This window comes from Mesorhizobium sp. f-mel (genome assembly GCF_053850215.1).
In genome coordinates this window covers 97,679-123,587 of sequence record NZ_JBSPTO010000018.1, presented here as the reverse complement: position 1 = coordinate 123,587, position 25,909 = coordinate 97,679, and the positions used below count along the sequence as shown (strand labels likewise).

The following is a 25,909-nucleotide window of genomic DNA, read 5'->3' as shown; positions in this document are numbered from 1 at the left end:
CAGGACATCGAATCTGATTTGCGCAAACTTGGGAATCCAGATTCAGTCAAAAGGCGAAGCGCTCTAGAGCAATTCCAGGGAAAGTGCGTACCGTTTTCCGTCAGGAATTGCGTCAAACAAAGAGATAGAGCGGTTCTGCGTTTCCGTGAAACGTGAACCGCTCTAGAAAATCAACCTGAACTAAGGCCTGAAGTGAGGCTCAGGTCGCCTTGATCTCTGCCTGGCCGATCTTGCGCCATCGGGCGTTTTCGCGAACCAGTTTCAGGTCGTCGGTCGTCTCGGCAAATGTCCGCAAACGGTATTGCCGGAGCAGGTCCGGGAAGAGCGCCCCTTCCGGCAGGCCGGCAAGCTGCTCGCGGACCGAGATCTTTTCATCGATGACCCGCATGCCCCAGGCATTTTCCCGAACCTGCAGCTCCGCAGCCAGATCGCGCTCTTCCGGCGCGCTTTCGTCCAGCACAGCCAGCAGGATCGAGTGGAAAAGCGCTACATAGCCAATCTGTCTCAGGCCGCCCACAACCCGCACGCGCGGCAATATGGCAAGGACGAGGAACATCAGGAACAAGTTCGGCAGCAGCACGCCGTCCAGCAGCGCCTGCTTGAGATGCGGCCGCTCGAACGGGATGGAAAGACCATGCGGCCTGCCAGGCTCGATCAGGTGCCCGTTCTCGAGGACGAGCTTTCGCACGCGCTCCTCGCGGATGCCCCAGAAATAGGCCGTGGCATTGGGCAGGAATCTGCCAAATGGGCTCGATGCGGCCTCTTGCAAGGCACGTTCGAGACGTTGGCGCCTTGCGGGCTCAATGAGCAGCCTGGAAAGAAGGCTGCCGTCATATTCTAGATGCCGCGCCACGGCAGCCGCGGCGAGCCGATCGTCGATGAAAACCGGCAGGGCCATGCCGAAACGATCCCAATCGGCGACCAGATCCTCGTTGAGGGCTGTCAGCGCATCGGCGGCGGTTCCAAAAACCTTGTCCTGGCTGGCAAGCAGTGTGCCCAGCCAGCGGCTGGCATCCGTTTCGTCGCCCACCGCTTCGAGCGCGCGCTTGTTGAGGGTGACGGGACCGGCCACGCAGGCGCTTTTGCGGCACAGTTTGTGGCGCCCCATGCCAAACAGGTTGATCTTGTCGTCTCCGACATCGAGCCATCCCGGCCCCTCCCGGCCAATTGTCTCCATGGTCATCGTCGTTCCCATGAAGCCGAAGAAGGCCGACAGCCCGTTTTCGACCGCGCCGAGCCAGGCAAGCAGGAGGGCATCGAAGGTGGTCCGGTCCATCAGAAGCAGGCAGTGCAGGCCGGACTGAATCACCGGTCTGTGCTCGAACTCGTCGAGGGCCTTGCCGATCTCTTCAGGCTGCATGATCGCACCAAGGCGCTGATGCAGGACTTCGCGCAGGATCGAGCGGGCAGCGATCGCCGGGCCCGATGCAGGCCTTGCCACCGGCCGCCACAGATGGCGGGCGTAATCGGAAACCGGTGCATTCCAGTTCTGCTCGATGTCACGCGCGACTTCCGGGCAGAGCAGCGACAGCACAGCCAGAATTTCCACCGGAGGCGTAGTGGTTGGGTCAAAGACGGCGGTCATTGCTCCCGTCTAGCCGCTTGCGGTGCAAACGCCAAGGGAGACCAGACTTTCGGCCGGCCCACACATAGCCCACACATAGATTGTCAACCGATCAAAATGGTGTGAGACGAAATTGACCGTATCCAACGGAGTTCTCCTTGAGCAATCGCTGTCGCCGACTCGGCACGAATTGTTAGATTGGCTAAACAGCTAAGGCCAAACAGCGGCTCTCAGAACCGCAGCCGGGCCATGCTCAGGAGGTCGTGGTACTGCCCATCGGTAAAACCGGCCTTCACATGCCGGCCTTCGACCTCGAAGCCGTGGCTTGTGTAGAGACGGACGGCCGGTTCGTTGTCGGCAAAGACGGTCAATTCGACCCGCTTCAGGGCGCGCCAGTTGTCGGCCACGTCAAGCAGCGCGCCAAGTATGGCAGAGCCGATACCCTTGCCGACAAACGCATCGTCAAGGCCGATATTGATCTCGCCGATATGCGCACGGCGCGGCGAACTCTGCACGACCAGGTTGCCATGGCCGACGACCTTGCCGTCCAACTCGGCAACGATCCAAGTGGTTTCCTGGCCGGACTTGGCGATGCGCCGCTCCACCTGCTCCACCATCTCGAAGGGCATCCTCAACGTGCCCCAGCGGAAGCCCGGCATGTTGAAGATAGCGCAAAGCGCCTCCGCATCGCTTGGCCGGACGGACCGGAGCTGCGGCTGGATTTTCTCGGAGGATGGCGAGGTCGTGCTGGTCATGTCGTTTTCCGGCGATGGCAATCGACCCGGCACGATGCACCGGACGTCACCTGAAAATCCAGCCGTCTCTGCAACCTATGATGCCGATTGCGAGCTAAAATACCGGGATGCGGCGTAGAGTTTGAAGACGCCGCTGACGCCGATCCAGCCGAAAAGGGTGAGCCAGCACAATGTCCCGGTCGCCGTCCAATCGATCCGGTGCACCGCAGCGTCGGTGATGACGATGCCAAGGATGGCAAGCAGGCCAATCAGGAACTGCGCCAAGCCGAGCACCAGCAGTTCCTCGCGCGGCGCGCTTCTCCAGACGAGATATATGCCGCCCGCACCGGCGAGGAAGATGGCACTGTAGACCTGAGCGTGGAAGGCATCGATCGGCCATGGCCAGATGCTGCCGAATGTCAGGGGAAACAGCAACAGGCCGACGCCATAGAGCCCAAGGATCGCCGATTCCACCGGCATGTAGCCTCGCCATGCGGGATTCAAGGTCACGCCTTTTGCAGAAGGACGGGCCCTGGCCCGCCACAGGAACAGCCAGGATACCGCGACCGAAGCAAGATAGACCAAAAACCAGAGCCAGGGCGCTTTGCGCTCGAAGTTGAAATAGCCGAGATTGATGAACGAGGCCACCGACACGATGAGGGTGAAGATGAAGGCCATGACGAGCACGAGCCTGCCGGGCGACCAGCGATTCCAGACCAGCAGCGCCGCCATCACGACCATTTCGGCGGTGTAGAAGCCGCCGAGGAAGCGGGCATTGAACGGCGTGACGGCCCAAGGCCAGCGCGGCTTGACCAGCACAGGCGCGAAAAACAGGCCGGCGCCTACGATCAGGACGATGATGACCGCCCCAGAGAAAAGGCGCAGGGCCGCGGGAAATGGCGGGTTGTTGGATGTCGGCATGGGAGAAAGCCCCAAGATGAATGGCCCCCATGGACCATCATAGTGCCGCTTGCGGCCGGTGAAAATCCGCCGAATGGAAATTGAACTGTCACCAGGTTTGGCCATTCGAATGGCCGTACGGTCCGTTTCGAAGTAAGATGGAGCACTCGGACCAAAGACCGGTCCGGCCAAGACGCCTCGGGGGCGCATTTTCCGGAGCCTGCACGATGAACGAATCTCAGGATCTGTTCTCGCTTCTGCGGCAATCGACCGATGTCGATCCACAGGCAATCGACGCGATCAAGCGAACCATCGCGGAGGGCAAAGACCGCGAACTTTGCCGCATCAATGCGCCAGCCTTCGCCAGCAAGCATGGCCTCGACGAGGAACGCGCCATAAGCGCCTTTCTCCATGCAGCGCGGGTGGGCATCTTCGAGATTTCCTGGAATGTTCTGTGCCCCGGCTGTGGCGGCGTGCTCGACACCAACGCCACACTGAAAACCCTGCAGAAGGACGAATACACCTGCGCGCTGTGCTCCGAGGGCTATTCGCCGACCCTTGACGAGATGGTCGAGGTGACATTCACCGTCAGTCCCCGCGTGCGCAGGATTGCCGCCCACAATCCGCACGAACTGCCGTTGATGGAATATTTCCGCCAGATCTACTGGGGGTCCGGCGTCGATCTGCCGGAAGAGGATTTCGCGAAAAAGATGGAAGCGTTCTCGCTGGAGGATATCGAGCTTGCCCCCGGTGAAAAGGCGGTTCTGCCCATACAGCTTCCGTCGGAATTCATCATCGTCTTCGAGCCGGTCACCCATTCAGTGCAGTTCATCGACGGGAAGGGCGAACCAACAAAAGAGCGCCGAAGCCTCTCTTTGCTCTTCGACCGCGACCATGTCCAGAACCAGACGCTGGAGATGCAACCCGGCCCGTTGCGCATTTCGCTGGAGAACAGGACCGACGCCCGCGTGCTGCCGACGGTCTTCATCGCCGGCCAGCTATTGCATGATTTCCTGAGCAAACGCCGGCCCTTCCTGACCGCCAAGCGCCTGCTCACCAACCAGACGTTCCGCGACCTCTATCGCACGGATACACTCGACATCAACCAGCGCCTGAAGATCACCAGCCTGACCTTCCTGTTCACCGACCTGCGCGGATCGACCGAGCTTTACGAGCGGGTGGGCGACCTTTCAGCCTTCGATCTCGTGCGCGTGCATTTCCAGGTTCTGCACGAGATCGTCGCGGCGGAGGCAGGCGCGGTGGTGAAGACGATCGGTGATGCGGTGATGGCGACCTTCGCGACACCTGATCGTGCGATTGCTGCGGCCCTCAGGATGCGCGATGCCATGCGTGCGCTCAACGACAAGAGCGGGCGCGAGGATCTGCTGCTCAAGATCGGAGTCCATGCCGGCCCCTGCATCGCGGTGTCTATGAACGAGCGGCAGGACTATTTCGGCCAGACGGTCAACATTGCTTCGCGGGTCCAGAACCTTGCCAACGCACAGGCGATCTTCGCCACTCGTGCGGTGGTCGACGACAATCTCACCGCCGATCTGTTGCACCGGAACGCGCTGACGCCCGTGCCCCACGAGGTCTCGCTGCGCGGCATTGAGCGGGAGATAGCAGTGTATACGATCCCCTGAAGATTTGGCCCCCGAAGATTTGGGTCGTCTAGCGCCTCACACGCGCCTGCAGACAAAATAACGATCGGCGGGCACCGAAGGCGGTGGCGGGAGGCGTTGCAACAGCGGGTGATCGAGCGGCGTGCCGCTGACCGCTATGCCACCCACGCGAAGCAGGCGCGCGATCAGATCGGGAAGCCAGGTGGAGGTCACTGCATCGCGATCATCATAGCCGGTGCCGATGTCGGCATGAACAAGAGCCGCATCGATGCCAATGAACCTGCTCGCCGTCTCGCGTATTTCGCCGAGCACGAGGTCTTCAGCTTCGGGAATTGAGCTGGCGTGTGCGCCAAGTTCGCGGTCGAACACCACGATCCGGCGTCCGGGCAGGCGCTCGCGCAGATGGTGGAACGTCCGGCCATTGCCGAGGCCGAGCTCGAGCACCAGCCCTTCCATTTTCGCCACCTCGGGGCAAACTTGATCGAGAATGTCGCGCTGTGCGGTCATCCTGCTGATGAAATTCTCGAGGCGAGTCATATGCGTTTGTGTGTCCTGAAACCAGTTCAAGAGATCGGCAATGCCCCCGACCAGAACGGTTCACGGGTGAAACCCGAGGGCGACGTGTTAAACCCCGATCGCGTCTCGCCACATATAGAAGCGAACGATGAACACTGCAATAACCGAACAGGCTGCCGACAAGGATCATACCGGGTGGAGTCGGCGGCGGAATAGCGATCTCACTTGTAGGGGTCTGCGGCGTCGCGCAGCCCGTCGCCGAGGAAGTTGAACGCCAAGATGACGAGAATGACGGGGAGCATCGGCAAAAGCAGCCATGGATAGAACGCGATGACGCTGACGCTGCGCGCCTCGGTGAGCAGGATGCCCCAGCTGGTTATCGGCGCCCTCAGGCCTAGCCCGAGGAAGCTCAGCGCCGTCTCGCCCAGGATCATGCCGGGTATGGAGATCGTCGCCGTCGCGATCAGATGCGACATGAAGCCGGGAATGAGATGCCGCCCGATAATGCGGCTGCTTTTGGCGCCCATCAATTGCGCGGCCAGAACGTAATCCTCCTCGCGCAAGGCTAGAAGCTTTGAACGCACGGCCCGCGCCAGTCCGGTCCAGTCGAGCAGCCCGAGAATGACGGTGATGCCGAAATAGATCAGGATCGGACTCCAGGTTATCGGCATGATCGCAGCAAGAGCCAGCCATAGCGGAATGCTGGGGATCGATTGCAGAACTTCGATTACCCGTTGAACGATCAGGTCGAAGATACCGCCGTGATAGCCGGCCAGTCCGCCGATCACAATGCCGAGCAGGAAGCTGAAACTGATGCCGACGAGGCCGATTGTCAGTGAAATGCGTGCGCCATAGATGATGCGCGAGAGCACATCGCGCCCCAGCCTGTCAGTGCCGGCCAGAAAGAGCTGGCCGTTTTCGGCAGGGCAGACAAAATGCCTGTCACCTTCGATCAGACCCCAGAATCGGTAACTGTCGCCCTTGCAGAAGAAACGGATCCGCTGAACATCATCCTGTTTCTCGATGTAGTTCCGCTTGAGCGTGTCCATATCCAGCTTCATCTGGCGGCCATAGACGAACGGCCCAACGAACTGGCCGTTGTGGAACAGGTGCACCCGCTGCGGCGGCGAATAGATGTAGTCCATGTTGCGTGTGTGCAGATCGTAGGGCGCCAGGAACTCGCAGATCAGTATCCCGAAATAAAGCGCTGCCAGGAATATGCCGGATATAACGGCAAGCCGGTGCTTTCGGAATTTCCACCACATCAGCCGCAACTGCGACGCCTGAAAGACCTTCGACTGCTCCGGCGTCATCGCCTCGACCGACTGCAGGTCAATGGGCGCGATGGAAACGTAGTGTTGCAGTGGAGCACCTGGAGCGGGCAGCGGCGAAAGCGTGTTCATTTGGTGCTGCCGCCCTGCAAACGAATTCGTGGATCAAGCAGCGCCAACGCCAGGTCGGAAATCAGGACACCGATGACCGTCAGGAAGGCGAGAAACATCAGGAACGACCCTGCCAGATACATGTCCTGGCTTTGCAGCGCCTTGATCAGCATCGGCCCGGTCGTTTCCAAAGACAGCACGATCGCCGTGATTTCGGCGCCGGAAATGATGGCCGGCAGGATAGAGCCGATGTCGGAAATGAAGAAATTGAGCGCCATGCGCAGCGGATATTTGACCAGCGCCTTGAACGGATGAAGTCCTTTGGCGCGCGCGGTCACGACATATTGCTTGTGGAGCTCGTCGAGAAGATTGGCGCGCAACCGCCTGATCATGCTTGCCGTGCCCCCGGTGCCGATGATCAAGACCGGAATCCAGAGATGGGCGAGGATCGACTTCGCCTTGGCCCAGCTCATCGGCTCGCCGAGATATTGCTGGTCCATGAGATGGCCGATGGATGTGCCGAACCAGATGTTGGCGAAATACATCAGGATCAGCGCCAGCATGAAGTTCGGAATGGCAATGCCGAGAAGGCCGAAGAAAGTCAGGCCGTAGTCGCCCCAGCTGTATTGATGCGTGGCGGAGTACATGCCGATCGGAAAGGCGATGAGCCAGGTGAAGATGATCGTGACGAAGGAAACCAGCACGGTCAGCCACATTCGGTCCCCGACGACGTCGCGGACCGGCATCTCATATTCGAAGGAATAGCCGAAATCGCCGCGCAGCATCCCGCCGACCCAGTAGAAGTAGCGAATGACCGGTGGCTGGTCGAAACCATAGTCCTTGCGCATCATCTCGATGCGATCGGAATCCACCGCTTCGCCCAGAGCCCGAAGCTCGGCAACATGGCTGTCGAAATAGTCGCCTGGTGGAAGTTCGATGATCGTGAACACCAGTGCCGATATGACCAGCAGCGTTGGAACCATTACGGCGATGCGCCAGACAAGATATCGAAGCACGCTCAGGACTCTCCAAGCCAGAATGTATCCGGCATGTAGACACCGAAATAGGCGGTCGGGTCATAGCCGTAGAGCGCCTTGTCAGGCAGATTGCGCAGCCGCGAGGACACCAGGACCGGCTGATGCGTTCCGTTCACGGTGCCGATCGAAAACACCTGATCGGTGTAGATCGACAGCATCGAATTCCAAATTTCGGCGCGCTCCGTGGCTTCGGTTGATGCGTTCCAGCGCTTGAGCAAAACCATCAGCTCGACCACAGGCGGAAGATCGGGCGCCTCACCGAGCTTGCCATGAGACAAGTAGTGAGCACCCCAGAGCGGCCATTGCAGCTGGTCGTCGATGGTGGGGGCCAGCTGGTACGGGTTCATGTCGGCGGTCGGCACGCCATTGTCGATGCCCGACCACATCGACATCATGATCTGGCCGCCAAGCGCGCGGCTGCGGAAGATATCGCGCTGCGAAGTCCGGATGAACAGGGCGATCCCGATCTTGCGCCAGTGATCGGTGATGAGTTCGAGCGCGTCGGTTTCCAGCGTGCTTTCGCCGGCCGTTTCCACTATGATCTGCGCAGGGCGCCCATCGGGAAGTATCCGCAGGCCGTCATCGTCACGCGTCTGAAGCCCGACCTCGTCGAGCAAGGCATTGGCCTGGTCGGGATCATGGGCGACCCAGGCTTTCGCGAATTCCGGCCGGTAGAGCGGGCTCTCCGGCAGGACCGTATCGGCACTTTCCTGCGCCAGTCCGTAGAACACGGCCATATTGATCTCGCGCCTGTCCACAGCGAGCGAAAGTGCGCGGCGCACGCGCACTTCACGCAAAAGGCCACGCCACGTCCGGTCGGCACAATTCAGATTGGGCAGCAGCGCCAGCCGCGAACCCTGTGTGCGTTTCCAGAGATGCATCTTCACCGGGTAGCGCTTCTCCGCGTCCTTCAGGAAGGAGTAATCGCTGAAGTCAATTCCCATGCTTTGCAGGTCGCTCTCGCCCGCACCGGTCTTGGCGGAGATGATCGCCGACGAACTGACATTCATGACGATCCGGTCGACATAGGGCAGTTGCCGGCCATTCTCGTCTATTCGATGAAAGAACGGGTTGCGCTCGAAGACGAATTGCTCGGCCGGCGGCTTGGTCCGGTTCCGCCAGGGATCGAGCGTCGGCAGTTCCGGGTTCTCCGGGCGATACTGCCGCGACATGCGGATATGCAGGAGCGTCCATTTCTTGGCCCGGTTCTCCTTCATTAGGCCGGCGAGCCGGAATGGATCCTGGTATTTCTTGTGGAACTGCTTGAGATAGGCGGCCGGCAGAACAAGCGGCAGCGGCGAAGCAGCAGCAAGCTTGGGCAGGAAGTCGGGATTGGGCGCATCCCAACTATAGCGGACCGTCGACGGATCGACGATCTCGAAGCGCGGCGGCTTGCCGTCCGCCAGCAGGGCCGGCGCAAGCCCGCCTTGCGAAAGCTCATCGTTCAGCCAGACATCTTCCCAGCAATAGCGAAAATCCTCCGGTGTCAGCAGGCTACCGTCAGACCATTTATGCCCTTCCCGCATCTTGAAAGTGAAGACGCGATCATCCGCTACGTCGAAACTTTCGAGGATGTCGGGTTGCAAGTTAAGCTTTTCGTCGTAGCCGACCAGGCGAGCATACCCGTAGATCGTCATCATCCGGATATCTTTCTGGCTGCCGATGATCGTGCGCAGCGTGCCGCCATACTGGCCGGGCTGCCGCCCCATCGCGGCGAGGTTCAACACGCGCGGGCTCTTGGGCAGGCGTTCGGCGAGTGCCGGCAGCGCCTTGGCCTTCAGCAGCGGCTGAAGAAATTCCGGCTCCAGATCGCCGGCGCGCAACGTGCCCGGCAGAAATGCCGAAGCCATGAGACCAAGGACGGTGCGCCGGCCGATCAATGGCGTAGCTCGCTGACATCGGCCGAACGCCGGGCCAGCACGAGGTGGCCGCCGCCAAGATCGAGCGGCGATAGCATATCCTCGTCGCCCTCGTCGCGGAATTGCGGTCCCCATGCGCTGGTGTCGGAAGCGCCGCTGAGCTGCAGCGTCTTGAAATCCATCGGCCTGTCGAGATCGGGGAAAGGTACTGCGGCAACCAGGGAGCGGGTGTAGGGGTGGACCGGTTTCCTAAGCAGGATTTCGCGCGGCGCGAGCTCGACGATACGCCCGCCGCACATCACAGCGATGCGGTCTGCCATGTAGTCCACCACCGCCAGGTTGTGGGATATGAACAGGTAGGTCAGGCCCAGTTCCTTCTGCAGATCCTTCAGGAGGTTCAGGATCTGCGCCTGGACAGAGACATCGAGTGCCGAAACCGGCTCGTCGCAGATCAGTAGTTCAGGCCCCAGCGCCAACGCGCGCGCGATGCCGATACGCTGACGCTGCCCGCCGGAGAAACTGTGCGGATAACGCTTGATGAAGCGCGGATCGAGCCCGATTGCCTGCATCAGGCTCTTGACCGTGGCGAGTCGGGACGCGGCATTGCCACGTTGATGGATTTCCAGCGGCTCGCTCAAGATGTTCTCAACCGTCATGCGAGGTGAAAGCGACGAAACCGGATCCTGGAAGACCATCTGGATTTTCGCGCGCAGCATGCGCAAGGCGTCTCTCTCGGCTTCCAAGACGTCGATCGGTCCATCGCGGCCGTTGAAAATCACAGAGCCGCCGCTAGGGGTGACAGCCCGCATGAGGATCTTGCTGACGGTGGTTTTACCGGAACCGCTTTCGCCGACCAGACCCAGGCACTCACCCCGCCTGATATCGAAGCTCACGCTGTCCACGGCGCGAACAGAGGTTTGATGAGCCCCGCTGAACCATCCGGACTTGCGGGTGGTGAAGGTCTTTTTCAGATCCCTGACCGACAGCAGGATGTCGCCCGGCCCCTTCGACGCCGGCGCCGTCTGCTTGCCGAGCAGGTTGCCGACATTCACCGGCACCTCGCGGAGCGCTTTTAGCCTTTCGCCAGGCTTCAGATCGAAATGCGGAACGGCTGCCATCAGGCCCTTCAGGTAAGGGTGACCTGGCCGGCGGAATATCGCCTCGACAGGTCCCGCTTCCATGATCTCGCCATGGTAGATGACCACCACCTCGTCGGCGACATTGGCGACCACGCCAAGGTCGTGCGTGATCAGTAGCATCGCCATGTTCAGCTTGGTCTGAAGCTCGCGCAGCAATTGCAGGATTTGCGCCTGGATGGTGACGTCCAGCGCCGTCGTCGGCTCGTCGGCGATCAACAAGGCGGGCCGGCAGATAAGCGCCATCGCGATCATGGCGCGTTGACGCAATCCTCCCGAAAGTTCAAAGGGATACATGTCATAGGCGCGCTTGGGATTGGGAAAGCCGACAAGGCCGAGCATTTCCTCGGTCCGCGCCTTGCGCTCCGCCCGAGCCATGGGCGTATGAATCTGCAGGGATTCGCTGACCTGGTTGCCGATCGTGTGCAGCGGCGACAGCGATGTCATCGGCTCCTGAAAGATCTTGCCGATGCGGCTGCCTCTCAACGCCCGGATATCGGGTCCGTCACGCGGCATCTGCAGGATATCCTGCGTCGTGCCGGGCTTTTCAGGATCGGAAAACAGGATACGGCCGCGAACATGGGCCGTGTTCGGCAAAATGCCCATCACTGCCTGGCTGATAACCGATTTTCCGGATCCGGACTCGCCCACAAGCGCGGTAACCTTGCCGGGCAGGACGCGAAGGTTTGCACGCCTGACGGCATGCAACGGTCCCCCGATAATGGCAAAAGAGATGCCAACATCCTCGATCCGTAGCAGATCAACGCCCGAATTCATTCTCACCAGCCCCACTCTGGCAGGTCCAAAAGGCGAGACTAGCGCATTGCCAGCCTAGAGCAACTTGGATTCGAAACAATCGCCAGTTCGCTGGCGGAACTGGCGACCGGACTGCATCAAAGGCGTTCGTATCAGATCGTGGCGGTTACTGGAGCTTCCTCGCGGCGCCCGCCGACAGCCGCGCTGCATCGCGATGAAGCAGCATGACCTGCTCGGCGTCGGATATTCGGTCGTAAATCGGCTCCAGCGTGCCGTCCTCATCGAGTGCGAGAGCACCCGACAGATCGGGTGAAAGCACCGTCAGCTTCTGTTTGATACCCGCCAGTCCCTCCTTGCCGAGCGTCAGCCAGCTGTTGGCGCCGCAATAGCCGGCGAAGTCCTTACTGGCGAGAATGCTGTGCGGATATTTCTTGGTCAGGGTCTGGAGGCGCTGGACCTCGTTTACGGCCGAGCCGAAGACAGAGAATGTTAGCCGGTCGGTAAGTCCGACATTGCCGAACATCACATTGCCGACATGCAGGCCGATGCCAAATTTTATGTCGCCCAATCCCTGCTCCTTTCTGCGCAGATTGAGATCCATCATGCGCGCGGTGGCCTTGTGCGTTGCCGCAAGAGCAGCCTGGCAGGCGATCTCGGACTGCGCACGGTGCCTTTCGCAAGGGAAGACGGCAATAAAACCATCACCTATGAAACTCATGATCTGCCCGCCTTTGCGATTGAAAGGTGCAGCAATGGCATCGAAAAACTGGTTCAGCGTATCGATGTAGATTTCGCGGCCGGAAGTTTCGGCAAGCCTTGTCGACCCGCGCATATCGGCCATGACCAGTGCGGCCCGGATTGTATCGCCCTCGCCGCGCTTGATCTGGCCGTCCAGCACGCGCCTGCCGGCGTCGCCGCCGAGATAAGTGGTCATCATGTTGTCGGCCAGCTTGGTGAGCACCGCCATCTTGGTTGCGATAGCGAGATGGTTCTGGATGCGCAGCAGCGCTGAAATCATGCTATCGCTGAAGCCTGAAGCGCTGTCGGTGGACCAGGACCCGATCATGCCCTGACTGGTATTGCCGTTGAAGGGATGGACGAAAGCCATGTAATCGGTCACGCCCATAAGCGTGAGTTCGTCGAAAATAGGAAATTCCGACGGCACCGACGGGTCGAGCCGGCGCCTCAGATGGTCGAGCTTGTTGCTGAGCAGATGGTAGTATGGGCTGGTCAGGAATCTGTCAGAATGAACGCCGTCCTTTTTGCGGAAGCCTTCCACTTCCATGCCCTGGCCGCGAAGCCAGGTGAAGCCAAGCGCGTCATAAAGCGGATGAAGCATCGAAAAGCTCAAATGCACCCGCTTCAACGGCAGGCCGGCAGCAGCCAGCCGTTCACAAAAGCCCTTTACCAATGTTTCCAGGTCGTCGCCCGCCAGCGCCGATTGGGTCAGCCAATCGGCAACCTTATCCATGAGAATGGTGGAAATTTCTGCTTGCGCTGTGCTCATGCTATCTCGAGACCCGTCGAAGACGAGCCATTCTCCTTTCTAACGACACCAAGATAAGACCCTCGAAGTCAATGGTGTCCTTTGGCGGCAAAAGCCGGCGAAGGGGCATTATGTGGCGAGGCTGCCGGCGGAGTGCAATCATGATCCTGCCATCAGGTAAAAAATTCGCCGGCTCAGACGCCGTCAGGCCTTCACCACAGTCTCTCGGGCTAGCCCGAGGCGGCCAAAAACATTGCGTGTGTCGACGATCAGAAGAGCGTGATCAGCGATCGCCTGATAGTCGATCGCGTCGTGGTCGGTTGCAATGACGACAGCGTCGAAATCCTTCAAGGCCGCCTCGGTCAATTCGACCGAGCGCCGCCCCTTGATCGCCATATGCTCCCGTGTGGTCGGGATCTCGGTAACATGCGGATCGTGGAATTCCGCCTTGCCGCCCCATTCCTCGATGAGTTCAATGAGCCGCAATGAGGGGCTTTCGCGGATGTCGGGCACATTCTTCTTATAGGCGAGCCCGATGATGAGAATGCGCGAGCGGCTGAGCGCCTTGCCGCAGCGCCGGTCCAGCGCCTTCGCCAGTTCATCGACCACATGACGCGGCATGGCCGTGTTGATCTCTGCCGCCAGTTCGATGAAGCGGGTCGGCAGTTCGTATTCGCGCGCTTTCCACGTCAAGTAGAAGGGATCGATCGGAACGCAGTGCCCGCCAAGTCCGGGGCCAGGATAGAAAGGCATGTAGCCGAAGGGCTTGCTCTTTGCCGCCTCGATCACCTCCCAGATGTCGATGCCCATCGCACCGAGCACGACCTTCAACTCGTTGACCAGGGCTATGTTGACCGAGCGGAAGATGTTTTCCGTCAGCTTGACCGCCTCGGCGGTCGCCGTGGTGGAAACCGGAACGACGGTCTTGACCACGCCCTGGTAGAAAGCCTGCACGAGCGTCGCCGCTTCAATGCCGTCGCCTGCCACGATCTTGGGGATCGTCGCGACTTCAAAGCTACGATTGCCGGGATCCTCGCGTTCGGGCGAGAAGCCGAGGAAGAAGTCTATCTTCGACTGCAAGCCGGTTTCTTCCAGTATGGGCTTGATCACGTCGTCGGTGGTGCCGGGATAGGTGGTCGATTCCAGCACGATGAGTTGGCCGAGACGCAGATGCTTCGCGATGGTGCCTGCCGTGTTCCTGACAAAGGAGAGGTCCGGCTCACGGTTTTTCGTCAGCGGTGTCGGAACGCAGATGATGATGACATCGCAGACGGCCAGTTCGGCAAAATCCGCAGTGGCGCGGAACCGTCCGTTCGCCACCTGGCCGGCAAGGGCTGTCGATGCCACCGCCTCAATGTAGGATTGGCCGTTGTTCAGGTTCTCGACCTTCTGGGCTTCGATATCGAAGCCGGAAACCGGGAAGCCGGCGCGTGCGATCGCAACCGCCAGCGGCAACCCGACATAGCCCAGTCCAATCACGCCGACTTGCGCGGCGCGCGTCGAAATCCGGTTCAGAAGACGGTCATATGTCGATCGTGAGGCGTCCAAAAATCTGCTTTCCGTCAATTCGGACAGGCCGTCCGCTCCCATGGCGAGGCTCACCTGGTTCCCCAAGAACCCCGAGGCATATTGCGGAAAATCGATTTCCGCAAGCCGTCGTCAGACCGGCACCTTCGCCTTCAGGCTTGCGGCGGCCATCGCATAGCCGCCGGCGGCGCCATCGATGAAATGAACGTGGTCGCGCTGCAGCGGCGAGGCGACCAGGCATGTCATCAAGGCCGATTTCTGGCGGTGCAGGCCATAGTTGCAGATGCCCGCCTCTTCCGCCTGTTTCAGCCGGTTCTCGATCCGTTGCAACACATCCGCGTCAACGTCGATGGTCATCTTCAAGCCGTCGTCGAACTTCCGGAAATCCGAATTGCTGGCCACGTCGCGTTTGTAGACCTTCGGATCGAAACTGCCGATCGTCCAGCCATACCTGTCGGTGACAGCCGTAAGCGTCATCAGAAACAATATCCACAGCTTCGACAGCCATCGCCATCCTGCCGGCGCCATGGCCCGCGCCTCGATATCGAGGCCGGCGGGCGGAAAACTGAAGCCCGGCCCGTTCACCGGCACCGGGTGGCCATCGCGTTCCTGCCTGCCGGCAAGAGCGATGATGTCGGAAGCCAGAAACTGAAAACCGCGCAAGTCGCGCGACGCCCCCGGTATGGCTATGATCGAGACGATTTCGCCATGCCGGGCTTCGATCGGGTCCCAGCGGCAGGAGAGGCCGGTCAGATCCGGCCGCGCGCCGGCTGGCGCAGGATCGACGCGGTAGCGCCCCGCTTTCATCTCGGCTTCCGCCCAACTGCCGCCACCGCCGGCGAACATGGCATAGAAGACCGCTTCGGAGGCCCGGAACCTCGCCACGCGAACGTCGAGGCCTTGCGCTCTTATATCCTTTATCGGCACGATTGCGGCTCGCAAGGTCAGGTCCAGTTCGTCCGCCACCCATCTCTGGACAACCGCCAGCGCGTTGCGGGTGATCTCCAGCGCCGAGCCGGGAAACGCCACGAGCGCGCCGTCGCCGCCGAAGACAAAGGGAAGATCTTGCCGACCCAGCGCATTGAGCAGCGCCGAAATGACGCTGGCGCCGGCCATATTGACGGTTTTATAGCGCCCAGCCCCGATCGCCTTGGTCGAGCCGACGATGTCGGCGGTGGCCAGCGCCCAGCCATCCGGGAGAGGCCGATAGTTATCGATATCGGCAACGCTTTCGAACTTTGCGAAGACCGGCAAGGAAGCGACAAACGGGTCGGACGCGGCAGCTGTTTCCATGAGCATCAGATAGCACATTCCACTGCTTGAGGGTGAAGTCGATCATGCTTCGAAATTGACTTGCACAGGCATTCCGATGATAGGGTCCGGCGATGCGAATTGCCTTCTACGCGCCGCTGAAGTCGCCCAATCATCCCGTTGCCTCCGGCGACCGCCAGATGGCACGGATGCTGGTCAAGGCGCTGGAGCATGGAGGGCATAGCGTCGAACTAGTATCCGAATTGCGCTTCTATCTACGCGAACCGGAGTCGAAAAGTTTCGCTGCGCTCAAGATCGAGGCCCGAGAGGAAGCCGCGCGGCTGACAAGGCTTTGGGATCGTGACGGCAAGCCCGATCTGTGGTTCTCCTATCATCCCTATTACAAGGCGCCCGACCTGATCGGACCCGAGCTGGCGTCGGCCTTTGCTATCCCCTATGTGACAGCGGAAGCCTCCTATTCGAGGCGGCGCAACGTCGGTTTGTGGGGCGATACCCAAGCGTTGGTGGCGCGAGCCGTCGAACAGGCAGCGCTGAACATCTGCTTCACGCAAAGGGATCGTCATGGACTGACAGATGCGATTCCCGACGCCGCTCTCGGTATGCTTTCGCCCTTCATCGACACATCGGAATTCCGGGAAATGCCGGCAAGGGGTTGTCCGACGCGCCTCGTTACCGTCGCCATGATGCGCCCGGGCGACAAAGTCGAAAGCTATCGCATGCTGGCGCAGGCGCTCGGTCCGATCGGCCACCTGCCCTGGACCATGTCGGTGGTCGGGGATGGGCCTGCCCGTGACGAGATCAAAGCGCAATTCGCCGGCTTGCCCGCCGACCGTATCGAATGGCTTGGCGCGATTGAGCCAGCCGCCGTGCCGGACGTCCTCTACGGTGGGGGAATTTACGTCTGGCCGGGTTACGGCGAGGCCTATGGTGTTGCCTATCTTGAAGCACAGGCCGCCGGTCTTCCGGTGGTGGCTCAGGACATCGCCGGCGTGCCGGAGGTCGTGCGGGATGGCCAGACCGGGTTTCTTACCCCGGCGGGCGATGTGGCGGCGTTCGCTTCTGCCATTGAAAGGCTTCTGGCCCGTAACGGCGAAAGAACCATCATGGCCGCGGAAGCCAGACGTTTCATCCTCGAAGAACGCTCCCTCGGTGTTGCAGCGGCGCGTCTGGCCGAACTTCTTGCGAGGATCCCGGTTTCATGACATCCGATCAGATCTGGCAGCCCTTGGTGGAAGAACTGGCGTGCCGGCAACGGGCGGACCGTAAGGCAGAGTTCTGGCTGCGTGACGATGACGCCGTGGAGCCGACGCCGGCGCTTGATCGGCTGCTCGACCTCACCGGTGAATTCGCGGTTCCGGTCACTCTGGCCGTCATTCCGGCCCTGACTGGTGAGAAGCTTGTCGCCCGGCTTAACGAGGCGCCGCATGCCACGGTCGCCATCCATGGTTGGACGCACCGAAATCATGCGCCCGAGGACCAGAAAAAGCAGGAGCTCGGCGCGCATCGGCCACGCGAGGTGGTGCTCGATGATCTGGCTCGCGGGCTGTCGCACGTAACCGGCCTGCACGGCGCACGTGCCGTTCCGATGCTGGTGCCACCCTGGAACAGGATCGACGCCGGCTTGGTGTCCGACCTTGGATCGATAGGATTTGCGGCATTGTCGGTCTATGGGCCGCCGAAGCCGGCTTCACTGGCGGTCATCAACAGCAATGTCGACATCATGGATTGGCATGGCACGCGCGGCTGCCGCGATCATGGCTCATTGGTTCAGGCTATCATCGCGCAATTGCAGCGTGCATTCGACGGCGGCGAACCGGTCGGCCTGCTCACCCACCATCTCGTACATGATGAATCGGCCTGGCTTTTCCTCGAACGGCTGTTCACAGTCACAGCACAGACTGAAGCCTGCGCATGGCTTCCGATCAGGACACTGATCGGGCGCAGCGCCGGTAGAGGAAAATAGCTCAGCGCTTTTTGTGCAATGAGACTGGAAATGTGAGCGTCTGGCCATCCCGCGCGGCAAAAGCGCCGGCAAACCTGTCTTTGGCCAGTTTCTCGATCTCGTCCAGTTCCTCGTCGGTGCGTGTCGGATCGTGGTGAAACAGCGCAAGCCCGCGCGCACCGGCCGCCTCACAGAGCTTGGCGCCCTGTTGCCATGTCGAGTGCCCGTAACCGCGGCGGCGTTCCATTTCCTCCTCGGTGTAGGTGCAATCGTAAATGACGAGGTCGGCATCTTCGATCAGGCCGAGCACCGCCTGATCGAGTTTGTCCGGCTCGTGCTCAGTGTCTGTTATCACCGCCACGACGCGGCCGCCCCATTCGACCCGGTAGCCTATGCAGCCGCCCGGATGGGTAAGACTGCCGGTTCGGACCACCACCCCTTCGCGCGGCCGAAGCACGTCTCCGGATACGAAATCGCGATAGTCGAGCCTTGCCTTGCAGAACTCCAGTTTCATCGGAAACCACGGCGGCCGCATGAACTTATCGACCATCTGCCGGGTCGTCATGTGTCCTGCAAGATGCCCGGACCAAAGCGTAACCTTAACGCTCCGGTCATAGATCGGCGCAAAAGACGGCAACCCGATGATGTGATCGTAATGGCAATGGGTGAAAAGCAGGTCGAAATCGGTCACGCCCAGAGCCTGAAGCGCCCCGCCGGCAGGTCGTAGGCCGGAGCCTGCGTCGAATAGAAGCGTATGCTTACCGCATCGCATCTCAATGCAGATTGTGTTGCCGCCATAGCGAGAGAATTCTGGCCCCGATACCGAAATGCTGCCGCGCACGCCCCAAAATCTGACCAGGAAAACGTCGTCGTCCATGCTACCCCTTCGCAGTCCCCGTCGCCCATCGTAGCCAAACAACTGCTGCTAGGCGAGACAGGTTTTCCCGGGTGACCTTCTCAGCAAGAGGCCGGTGCCATCACGACGGGGAGGATCGAGCGGACGTCATCCGTTATTTGGCGCTTCGTGCATCGATCAGATCCGCGGTCGTATGGCTTAGGCGATCGGCAAGAACCCGCAATATCTCGATGGTCATTTCCGGGAACTCCTTCATAAGCCTCAGGAAATGATCCTTGCTGATTCTCAACGCTTCCAGCGGACTTGCCGCTCTGACGGTGGCCGTGCGGGAGCTGTTGCACAATATGGCGATCTCGCCAACAATCGAATTTGGCTCCAGTTCGGCAACTTTTATCGGTCCGCTGTCGGAATCGACCAGGATATCCGCCCTGCCTGAAAGGATGACATAGGCGGCGTCTCCCTCGTCGCCCTGCCGGAAAAGGATCTGGCCGGCACTGTAGCTCACACGATCGGATGTGAACGCAAGCAGCTTGAGCTTTGTCGGCTCGATGGCAGAGAACAAGGGAACGCGTTGCAGCATTCCAACTTCGTCCTTGAGCAGCATTGTCGCAAACCTTCCCAAAATTCGCGTTTGCCAGACTAGAGCAACGGCCGCCCAGATGGAATTAGTTCTGTTTCCCGGAATGGCGAGACGACCACGCGAAAGGCGGCGAGCCCGATGTCGAGCGATCGGGCGATGCCGCCTGACAAATGGGCGCCCGCCAGCCGAAACCAGTAGAGCCGGTGAATTTGCGGCAAATGCTTCGGGTTTCGGCGCGGATGTATTCCCGCTACGCCCTTCGCTGAATCCCTCGACCTTGCAGCAAATTCCCACCGGCAGAATGATCCCATCTGAATGTCCGTTGCTCTATGACAGCAGTTCCTTGAAGATACCGTTCCCTGCCAAAAGTGTCTCGTGTGTTCCGTCTTCCACCAATTGACCCCCGTCGAAGACGATAACGCGATCGAACATCATTGCCATTGCCGGGTTCGTCAGGACCCACACAATTGCCGGTGAATGGCCGTCGCGCCTGGCTTCCTCGAGCACGTTTCGCAGCACCTTATCCTGCATGCGCTGGTCGAGCGCCGACAGCGGGCGGTTGAGAATGAGAAAATCGGGACGCTTGAGCAGGGCCCGGGCAACATCGAGCTTCTGTCGCTGTCCACCGGTCAGCCGCCTGCCGCCGGCTCCGACGTTGAAGTCCAGGCCGACATCCAGAAGTTCGGCGTAAAGCCCCAGTTCGTCAAGAATGTCATAGACGATGGTCCGTATGCCGTCCGGCGCGTCGGGATGGTTGTTGCCCACACGCCCGAACAGGACATTATCCATGACGGTGGCCGCCGCAATGTATTTGGCAGGATCATACCGTTCGATTGCATTTTGCAGCTCGGGCGGCAGGTTTTCATGGAACCGGTTGCGTGCAGCGACGATCTTGCTCATCAGCTCGTCGCTCAGCAGTCCGAAGCGGTGCCGGGGCTCGATATAGGCAAAGCTCAAGGAGACGATCATGGCGCGGTCGCTCTCCGAAACCGCCTCGTAGGGACGGTTCTTGAGCCGTTGCAGCAAGGTTTCGTAGGTGGGGATCTCCTCGGCGCTCATGAAGGCGAGCTGCTGGAAGAACTGGTGATCGGGCGGCAGGTCGGCAAACAGCTCGATCGCCTGTTCGGCGATCTCCATGCCCATTTCGTAGAGCGTGCGGTCGAGGCCGGCTTGCCTCAGCACAGAAGCAAAATAGGGATTGGCCGCTAGAGCCCTGTCGGCCAGTTCGGGGCCGGCGGCAGCGCCGAAGAGCAGGTTTTGGCCGATCGTTGCTTCCTTGTTGTAGGCGCCCGGTTCGAAAGGAACCACCAGTCCGCTCAGCCCTTCGCGTTCCAGCCGGCTTCGCAGCGCCGCACGCAGTTCGACGATCCGCCTGGCAAGCTCCGTATGACGCGTGAGGTCGGCCGAAGAGCGCAAGCCAAGATCCAGAATGTCGCGCGACAGAACAACTGCGTCGAGCACCCGGCGCACGGCTTCAAACAGGTCGTGCGGGCCGGTAGCGCCGGCGGCAGCATAGTCGATCCAGTCGCTGTGGATATCAAGTTCCGGATTGCCCGACCGGCGCGCCTCGTGGACGTTCCAGCGGTGCTGGTCTGCCGCAGCATCGTCATAAGTCACCGATGTCAGCGGCGCATGCTTCAACCCATAGAGCAGGTTATCGCGGAGGCTTGCCTGGAACAGGAAAACATCCGACGAGGCATAAGACATCCGCCGGCCGGTCACTGCTTCGGGGAGTTCAAGCAGGTCGTCGGCGCCCGAAACGACCCTTCCGCTGTCCGGCCAGTTCAACCGCGCGAAGGCTTCTGCAAGCGCCTCGGCTCCACCTGTTGCGGTACTGACCAGCGCCACCGTCTCACCCGGCTTGACCTGGAGGGAGATACGGTCGAGGAGCATTGCACCGCCATCGTCTGCAATGCACAGACCGATCGCCGACAGGGGTTTGGTCATCGGCTCGGGAGCGTCGATCGTCAATGCCCCGATTCTCGGCGCGATGAGACCATCGACGGTGAACTGTTCAACGACCTGCTGGTATTTGACCTGGACATCCTGCCGCGCCTGATCCCAGTCGATCAGTTCCTTCATCGGTCCGGGCAGTTCCTTGTAGGCGCTGATCACGGCCACTAGCTGGCCGACATCCAGCCGCCCCTGGATAACCAGGTACCCGCCTATCATGTAGAACAGAAAAGGCGTGATCTGCGCGAGAAAATTGTTGAGGAACTTTACCATGAATTTCCATTGGTAAAGATCGAAGCGGATCTTGAAGATGAGCCCGAGCCGGGCAGCTATGTCGGCGCGCTCGTAGTTTGATGTATCGTGGACGTGAACCGCGCCGATGCCGTCGACGATTTCGCCAATCCGGCCCGAAAGCGCGCGCGCCGTCAACTGCCGTTGGCGCCCGAGCACTATCAGCCGCCGCCGCATTCGCGGGATGAGCACGATCTGGAACGCCACGATCACGGCGGCTATCATTCCGAGCCAGAAGTTCTGGATCATGATGAACAGCATGGCCGTCAGCGCCTGGCCGCCGAGCAGCACCGGCTGCACGAAGGCATCGCCGATGAAGCCGCCCAGCGGCTCCACCTCGTCCTTCACCATGGTCGCCACTTCGGCGGATTTCACCCGCTTGAAGTAAACCGGCGGAAAGCGCAGCACACGATCGAGAAGATCGAAGCGGATACGCCGCAGCATGCGTTCGCCGAGGCGGCCCTTGTAGGTGTTGATGTAGAGTTTGAACAGGCCGTTGATAACGACTAGCAAGAGGAAGACAATGCTCAGGGCAAACAGCGTCTCCTTGCGGTCGAGCTGAAAACCGGAGAAGAACTGGACCTCTCCGATGAACGGCAGGTTGTAGTGCAGCCTCATGAACGGCTGGGTCGCGCCTGGTTGCTCGAAGCCGCTACCTTGGATCGGGCCGTTGACGATCAGCTTCGGCAGGTCGAAGGACATGAAATACGGGATCATCGAAAGCATGACGATCATCAATATCCAGAGCTGCTGCTTCTTGGTGTGCGTCCAGATATAGCGGGCTAGGCTGGGTTCCATATGCGGCTGTGGACCCTTCAGTTGAATGCATGCAGGATGTAAAAGCACCTGCTGGCGAATGGCGTATCGGCAATTTTTTCGTCGCCAACGACAAGCTCGAAGCTGCAGCGCACGGAGATTGTCCTGCGCTCGACGATGGCAGGAACCTGCGAGGCGGCGCGATCCAGTTCCGGCGCATGGTCGATGACAACGCCGTGGGCATTGTTGATCAGCGAAGAAAGCCTCTGGCCAAACGGTTCGCGGCTTCCGTAGGGTTCTGGCGAATAGCCGAGCAGCACGAGGCCGCAGCTGCGCCGCTGGTGCTGGCGGATGGACGCCGATGGTCCGGACAGATGCAACAGGCTCTCTCCGGCACCGGGCAATGGCGAAGCGGCTTGCTGCATAATCACGTCCGCGAATCAACAGCCTTGCGGGAGGCAAGATTGCGTTGTGTCGCCCGAAATCCCAACATACAAGACAAATATGATGGATGTCACGCAGCCACGCAATGCCGGCATGGACTGGCACGAGCAAGCCTTGGACCTCACGCGGGGAATTGCTGCCTATGTCAACTGCCCTCTCGTGGCAGGGCTGGCGCGCGTCATCGCCAAGCATCCGAAGGCCGATATCGCAAACGCCTTCAACCACAAGCAGGTCGCCTGCAAGATGTGGGCGCTCGACAGGTTGTTCGAAAGCTGCGGCGGTCGGTTCGGGCGCGTATGGGTTCTGGGCGGATGGTACGGCGTATTGCCTGCAATGCTTTTCAAGGACGCCCGCTTCGACATCGCGGCGGTCGACAGCATCGACATCGATCCCGAAGTCGCGCCGGTCGCGCGGACCCTCAACCGGGAAGCCGGCGACCGGTTCCGGGCGCTCACGGCAGACATGTACGTACTCGACTATGCGGCCGGGCGGCCCGACCTGGTGGTCAATACGAGCTGCGAACACATAGCCGACCTGCCCGCCTGGCTTGCTCTGCTTCCGCGGGGCACGAATGTACTGTTGCAATCGAACGATTATTTCAGCGAGCCGACGCACATCAACTGCGTGGCTTCACTTGCAGCCTTTGAAGCAATGGCGGCGCTACGGGAGGTGCGGTTCTCCGGCGAACTGCCGACAAAAAATTATACGCGCTTCATGCTGATTGGAACTGTTTGATGCATTTCGCCCAAAGCATGCCCTCGGGCCCGACCCGAGGGTGCGTAGCGGTTTTGGGACAACGATATGCATAAGACAACGACCTGAGCGCGTCGCGCGAATCTCACCAGACGCGACGGGCGTATGATCTATCGTCTGTTCGATCATGAACTTTTCCGAAACCGGGACCCACTTTTAGGGACCATTGTTCTATACCGCTCGCGCAGAATTTGCGCCGACCGACGCGCGCCTTCCAGATCGAGACGATGCGCGGATGGCGTCGGTCCCACAAGCGCCTGTTCGATCGCTTGCCCCAAACGTTCAGGCGTTAGGTCCTTTTCCATCAGCATGGTCGCAAGACCGAGTTCTTCGAGCATCAGGGTGCGAACCGTCTGTTCGGTTTCCCCGCCGGCGGCAAATGGAACGAGCAGGGAGCGACAACCTGCGCGCAGGACATCGCAGACCGTGTTGTAGCCCGCCTGCGAGACCGACAGGCGGGCGCCGGTCAGCAGGCTGGCGAAATCCTCGCGGAACCGGAAGATGGACAGGCCCGGCGAGGCATCCCGTGCGATCGCGTCGAACTCGTCCTTCGGCAGGTTTGGGCCGGTGATCAAACACCATTTCCAAGCGTTGTTGGCATTCCGCGCCGCTGCGATGGTGGAGCTGACAAGGCTCTTTCCGGCAGCCCCGCCGCCAACCGACACCAGAACGTCGAAGCGCTCGGAGGCCGCGGGCGATGGCGGCGCGGCAACGAGCCCTGTGTAGGTGACCTCGGCTTTGATCGCCCCAGCCAGTGGAAATGTCTTGTCGATGGTTGCGAAAGCCGGATCGCCGTGGATCATGACAAGGTCGAAATGCCTGTTGATGAGATCGACCGTTTCCTCGTTTCGGCCCGGCTTGACGCGCTCCTGAAGGATATCACGGACGGACGTCGCCAGCAGCGGTCTGGGTGACGTCGCGTCGATGGCCTCGATCAGCGGCAGGAGTTCGAAACGCATCTGCCGGCGTCCAAATGGAAACGCCTCGACAATGACGATATCAGGCCTGCAATCCCGGAATGCCTGCAGCAGCATCTCTGAACGCCATTTCTTGAAATCATCGTCGATGGGTTTGCCTTGCAGGTCGACAAGTCCGGAAAATCCTTCATCACCGGAGGTGACAGGCGGCAGGGTTACAGATTTTACACCCAGTCCCGGAAACCCCGCGATCGGCGCTCCGCCGGTCACGACGGTTACGTCAAACCCGTCATCGACCAGAGCCGCCGCAATGCGGCTGGCGCGCGCGAGATGGCCGATACCGAGCAGGTGCTGGACATAGAAGAAAGCGCGCAGCCGCTTCATTCGGCGGCCCGCCACTCCCGCTCGAACAGTTCCTTGAGCTGTCCAATACTTTCCATATGATCGAAATTGCCGCGCACGCGCCGCTCTGCGGCGTCGCCGAGGCGGGCGCGCAGCACGGGATCACGGATCAGGCGCTCCAGCGCCTGTGCCAGGGCAATTGGGTTTTCCGTCGGAACCAGCAGCCCGGTTTCATCCGGCGATAAAAGCTCCGGCACGCCGGAAATATCGGTCGACACGCAGGCAAGCCGCTGGCTAGCCGCCTCCACCAGAACATTCGGCAGACCGTCCCGGTCGCCATTTGCGGTGATCCTGCAGGCCAGGGCGAAGATGTCGGCGCAGCGGTAGTGCTCAAGCACCTCCTCCTGCGCAAGCGCGCCTTTCCAGGAGACGCGACCATCCAGTCCGAGCTTTTGCGCCAGCGTCCTGAACCGTTCCAGTTCCTCGCCGCCGCCGATATGCTCGAAACGCCACGCCAAATCACCAGGCAAGAGGGCAAGGGCCTCCAGCAACGTATCGTAACCTTTCTTTTCAACGGCGCGCCCGACACTCAGAACGATAACCGGTTCGTCCGGCGCCGAGCCGTCATGCTGTTTTCGCGCCTCGCCGAAACTGCCGAAGCGATCAAGGTCGAGCCCATGATAGCTCAGATGCACAGACGAGTTGCCGTTAGCGAGTTTTTTCAGACGGTCGAAGCCGGTTTTCGTGCAAGTGACCGTCCAGCGCGCCGAGGAAAGCTTGCCAGCCAGATCCCAGTCCGCCGAAGTCCAGATGTCCTTGGCGTGGGCCGAGCAGCTCCAGGGCAGGCCACGAAGCTGGCTGGCATAGCGCGTCACCGATGCCGGTGTGTGCGCGAAATGTGCATGCAGCCAGCCCGCGCCTTCCGGCCATTCGGCCGCCAGCACGAGCGCTTGCCCGAAGCGGCGCGCGCGATTGCGCGTAAAGTCGCGGCGGATATCGGTAGCCAGCGATCGGAGCGCGCGCCAGAAGCCCGGCCGCAGCAGATAAGCAAACAGCGAGCGAACCACGCGTAGCGGCTCTTCATGCAGATATTCCGGCAGATAATGGACGGGCGCTTTGATCTCGTCATGCACGGGGTGGCGTTTTGCGTCGGTCGGCCGCCTGAGCGAGACCAGTATCAGGTCGAACCCCGCACGCTCCAGACCGAGCAGTTCCTGCGCGATGAACGTTTCCGACAGCCGCGGATAGCCCTTCAGAACCACGACGATCTTGCGATGTTGCAAC

At 60.6% G+C, this 25,909-nt stretch carries 21 protein-coding genes; 4 read left to right on the top strand and 17 right to left on the bottom strand.

Features of this window, described 5'->3' with window-relative positions; all coding sequences use genetic code 11:
- Positions 1 to 199 precede the first annotated feature (199 nt).
- The 3 genes from ACWUKX_RS21085 to ACWUKX_RS21075 all read right to left on the bottom strand — a co-directional run bounded on the left by ACWUKX_RS21085 (position 200) and on the right by ACWUKX_RS21075 (position 3,219).
- A complete protein-coding gene (locus ACWUKX_RS21085; protein ID WP_456008761.1) occupies positions 200 to 1,585 on the bottom strand; it encodes a hypothetical protein in 1,386 nt (461 codons plus the stop codon).
- A 209-nt stretch (positions 1,586 to 1,794) separates the two neighbouring features.
- Positions 1,795 to 2,319, bottom strand: coding sequence for a GNAT family N-acetyltransferase (locus tag ACWUKX_RS21080; RefSeq protein WP_456008760.1), 525 nt, complete (start codon positions 2,317 to 2,319; stop codon positions 1,795 to 1,797).
- Between the two features lie 75 nt (positions 2,320 to 2,394).
- A complete protein-coding gene (locus tag ACWUKX_RS21075) occupies positions 2,395 to 3,219 on the bottom strand; it encodes a hypothetical protein (protein WP_456008759.1) in 825 nt (274 codons plus the stop codon).
- Positions 3,220 to 3,425: 206 nt separating this feature from the next.
- Between ACWUKX_RS21075 and ACWUKX_RS21070 the strand changes: the two genes are divergently transcribed.
- Positions 3,426 to 4,841, top strand: coding sequence for a DUF5939 domain-containing protein (locus tag ACWUKX_RS21070; protein ID WP_456008758.1), 1,416 nt, complete (start codon positions 3,426 to 3,428; stop codon positions 4,839 to 4,841).
- Between the two features lie 36 nt (positions 4,842 to 4,877).
- Here ACWUKX_RS21070 and ACWUKX_RS21065 read toward each other — a convergent pair whose 3' ends face one another.
- The 8 genes from ACWUKX_RS21065 to ACWUKX_RS21030 all read right to left on the bottom strand — a co-directional run bounded on the left by ACWUKX_RS21065 (position 4,878) and on the right by ACWUKX_RS21030 (position 15,812).
- The gene (locus ACWUKX_RS21065) at positions 4,878 to 5,357 is read right to left on the bottom strand and encodes a class I SAM-dependent methyltransferase (RefSeq protein WP_095520012.1); all 480 of its coding nucleotides are present in this window, start codon (positions 5,355 to 5,357) and stop codon (positions 4,878 to 4,880) included.
- A 200-nt stretch (positions 5,358 to 5,557) separates the two neighbouring features.
- A complete protein-coding gene (locus ACWUKX_RS21060; protein ID WP_456008757.1) occupies positions 5,558 to 6,739 on the bottom strand; it encodes an ABC transporter permease in 1,182 nt (393 codons plus the stop codon).
- A complete protein-coding gene (locus tag ACWUKX_RS21055; RefSeq protein ID WP_065006533.1) occupies positions 6,736 to 7,734 on the bottom strand; it encodes an ABC transporter permease in 999 nt (332 codons plus the stop codon). The genes ACWUKX_RS21060 and ACWUKX_RS21055 overlap by 4 nt, the downstream gene beginning before the upstream one ends.
- Before the next feature lie 2 nt (positions 7,735 to 7,736).
- A complete protein-coding gene (locus ACWUKX_RS21050; protein WP_456008755.1) occupies positions 7,737 to 9,635 on the bottom strand; it encodes an ABC transporter substrate-binding protein in 1,899 nt (632 codons plus the stop codon).
- The gene (locus ACWUKX_RS21045) at positions 9,632 to 11,527 is read right to left on the bottom strand and encodes an ABC transporter ATP-binding protein (RefSeq protein WP_456008753.1); all 1,896 of its coding nucleotides are present in this window, start codon (positions 11,525 to 11,527) and stop codon (positions 9,632 to 9,634) included. The genes ACWUKX_RS21050 and ACWUKX_RS21045 overlap by 4 nt, the downstream gene beginning before the upstream one ends.
- 145 nt (positions 11,528 to 11,672) lie before the next feature.
- Positions 11,673 to 13,013 (bottom strand): adenylate/guanylate cyclase domain-containing protein, encoded by a 1,341-nt coding sequence (locus ACWUKX_RS21040; protein ID WP_456008751.1) that lies wholly within the window; start codon positions 13,011 to 13,013, stop codon positions 11,673 to 11,675.
- A 183-nt stretch (positions 13,014 to 13,196) separates the two neighbouring features.
- The gene (locus ACWUKX_RS21035; RefSeq protein WP_127314061.1) at positions 13,197 to 14,540 is read right to left on the bottom strand and encodes a nucleotide sugar dehydrogenase; all 1,344 of its coding nucleotides are present in this window, start codon (positions 14,538 to 14,540) and stop codon (positions 13,197 to 13,199) included.
- Between the two features lie 111 nt (positions 14,541 to 14,651).
- The gene (locus tag ACWUKX_RS21030; protein ID WP_456008764.1) at positions 14,652 to 15,812 is read right to left on the bottom strand and encodes a DUF3095 domain-containing protein; all 1,161 of its coding nucleotides are present in this window, start codon (positions 15,810 to 15,812) and stop codon (positions 14,652 to 14,654) included.
- 92 nt (positions 15,813 to 15,904) lie between these two features.
- Here ACWUKX_RS21030 and ACWUKX_RS21025 point away from each other — a divergent pair, with 92 nt between their 5' ends.
- Both ACWUKX_RS21025 and ACWUKX_RS21020 read left to right on the top strand, forming a co-directional pair.
- The gene (locus tag ACWUKX_RS21025; RefSeq protein WP_456008749.1) at positions 15,905 to 16,993 is read left to right on the top strand and encodes a glycosyltransferase family 4 protein; all 1,089 of its coding nucleotides are present in this window, start codon (positions 15,905 to 15,907) and stop codon (positions 16,991 to 16,993) included.
- Positions 16,990 to 17,754 carry a polysaccharide deacetylase family protein gene (locus ACWUKX_RS21020; RefSeq protein ID WP_456008747.1) on the top strand — a complete coding sequence of 255 codons (765 nt, stop codon included), beginning with the start codon at positions 16,990 to 16,992 and terminating at the stop codon, positions 17,752 to 17,754. The genes ACWUKX_RS21025 and ACWUKX_RS21020 overlap by 4 nt, the downstream gene beginning before the upstream one ends.
- A gap of 1 nt (position 17,755) precedes the next feature.
- Here ACWUKX_RS21020 and ACWUKX_RS21015 read toward each other — a convergent pair whose 3' ends face one another.
- The 4 genes from ACWUKX_RS21015 to ACWUKX_RS21000 form a co-directional block, all read right to left on the bottom strand.
- Positions 17,756 to 18,610, bottom strand: coding sequence for an MBL fold metallo-hydrolase (locus tag ACWUKX_RS21015; protein ID WP_455839187.1), 855 nt, complete (start codon positions 18,608 to 18,610; stop codon positions 17,756 to 17,758).
- Positions 18,611 to 18,743: 133 nt separating this feature from the next.
- Positions 18,744 to 19,193 (bottom strand): cyclic nucleotide-binding domain-containing protein, encoded by a 450-nt coding sequence (locus ACWUKX_RS21010; protein WP_029349567.1) that lies wholly within the window; start codon positions 19,191 to 19,193, stop codon positions 18,744 to 18,746.
- Between the two features lie 303 nt (positions 19,194 to 19,496).
- Positions 19,497 to 22,211 carry an ABC transporter transmembrane domain-containing protein gene (locus tag ACWUKX_RS21005; RefSeq protein WP_456008746.1) on the bottom strand — a complete coding sequence of 905 codons (2,715 nt, stop codon included), beginning with the start codon at positions 22,209 to 22,211 and terminating at the stop codon, positions 19,497 to 19,499.
- 17 nt (positions 22,212 to 22,228) lie between these two features.
- Complete coding sequence (locus ACWUKX_RS21000) at positions 22,229 to 22,594, bottom strand: hypothetical protein (RefSeq protein ID WP_456008745.1); 366 nt, start codon at positions 22,592 to 22,594, stop codon at positions 22,229 to 22,231.
- Positions 22,595 to 22,673: 79 nt separating this feature from the next.
- Here ACWUKX_RS21000 and ACWUKX_RS20995 point away from each other — a divergent pair, with 79 nt between their 5' ends.
- Positions 22,674 to 23,348 (top strand): class I SAM-dependent methyltransferase, encoded by a 675-nt coding sequence (locus ACWUKX_RS20995; RefSeq protein WP_456008744.1) that lies wholly within the window; start codon positions 22,674 to 22,676, stop codon positions 23,346 to 23,348.
- Positions 23,349 to 23,491: 143 nt separating this feature from the next.
- On the opposite strand, the gene ACWUKX_RS20990 is transcribed toward ACWUKX_RS20995, so the two are convergent.
- Together ACWUKX_RS20990 and ACWUKX_RS20985 are read right to left on the bottom strand one after the other, a co-directional pair.
- A complete protein-coding gene (locus ACWUKX_RS20990) occupies positions 23,492 to 24,667 on the bottom strand; it encodes a glycosyltransferase family protein (RefSeq protein ID WP_456008742.1) in 1,176 nt (391 codons plus the stop codon).
- Entirely contained in the window at positions 24,664 to 25,908 is a 1,245-nt protein-coding gene (locus tag ACWUKX_RS20985) for a glycosyltransferase (protein WP_456008741.1), read from the bottom strand. Before ACWUKX_RS20985 ends, ACWUKX_RS20990 begins: the two co-directional genes overlap by 4 nt.
- Position 25,909: the final 1 nt, after the last annotated feature.

Coding starts and splice junctions, on each gene's coding strand:
- ACWUKX_RS20990 (WP_456008742.1), bottom strand. CDS start 24,667: ATGAAGCGGCTGCGCGCTTTCTTCTATGTCCAGCACCTGCTCGGTATC.
- ACWUKX_RS21085 (WP_456008761.1), bottom strand. CDS start 1,585: ATGACCGCCGTCTTTGACCCAACCACTACGCCTCCGGTGGAAATTCTG.
- ACWUKX_RS21025 (WP_456008749.1), top strand. CDS start 15,905: ATGCGAATTGCCTTCTACGCGCCGCTGAAGTCGCCCAATCATCCCGTT.
- ACWUKX_RS21045 (WP_456008753.1), bottom strand. CDS start 11,527: ATGAATTCGGGCGTTGATCTGCTACGGATCGAGGATGTTGGCATCTCT.
- ACWUKX_RS21075 (WP_456008759.1), bottom strand. CDS start 3,219: ATGCCGACATCCAACAACCCGCCATTTCCCGCGGCCCTGCGCCTTTTC.
- ACWUKX_RS21070 (WP_456008758.1), top strand. CDS start 3,426: ATGAACGAATCTCAGGATCTGTTCTCGCTTCTGCGGCAATCGACCGAT.
- ACWUKX_RS21000 (WP_456008745.1), bottom strand. CDS start 22,594: ATGCAGCAAGCCGCTTCGCCATTGCCCGGTGCCGGAGAGAGCCTGTTG.
- ACWUKX_RS21065 (WP_095520012.1), bottom strand. CDS start 5,357: ATGACTCGCCTCGAGAATTTCATCAGCAGGATGACCGCACAGCGCGAC.
- ACWUKX_RS21010 (WP_029349567.1), bottom strand. CDS start 19,193: ATGCTGCTCAAGGACGAAGTTGGAATGCTGCAACGCGTTCCCTTGTTC.
- ACWUKX_RS21005 (WP_456008746.1), bottom strand. CDS start 22,211: ATGGAACCCAGCCTAGCCCGCTATATCTGGACGCACACCAAGAAGCAG.
- ACWUKX_RS21060 (WP_456008757.1), bottom strand. CDS start 6,739: ATGAACACGCTTTCGCCGCTGCCCGCTCCAGGTGCTCCACTGCAACAC.
- ACWUKX_RS21080 (WP_456008760.1), bottom strand. CDS start 2,319: ATGACCAGCACGACCTCGCCATCCTCCGAGAAAATCCAGCCGCAGCTC.
- ACWUKX_RS21020 (WP_456008747.1), top strand. CDS start 16,990: ATGACATCCGATCAGATCTGGCAGCCCTTGGTGGAAGAACTGGCGTGC.
- ACWUKX_RS20995 (WP_456008744.1), top strand. CDS start 22,674: ATGATGGATGTCACGCAGCCACGCAATGCCGGCATGGACTGGCACGAG.
- ACWUKX_RS21040 (WP_456008751.1), bottom strand. CDS start 13,013: ATGAGCACAGCGCAAGCAGAAATTTCCACCATTCTCATGGATAAGGTT.
- ACWUKX_RS21030 (WP_456008764.1), bottom strand. CDS start 15,812: ATGGAAACAGCTGCCGCGTCCGACCCGTTTGTCGCTTCCTTGCCGGTC.
- ACWUKX_RS21015 (WP_455839187.1), bottom strand. CDS start 18,610: ATGGACGACGACGTTTTCCTGGTCAGATTTTGGGGCGTGCGCGGCAGC.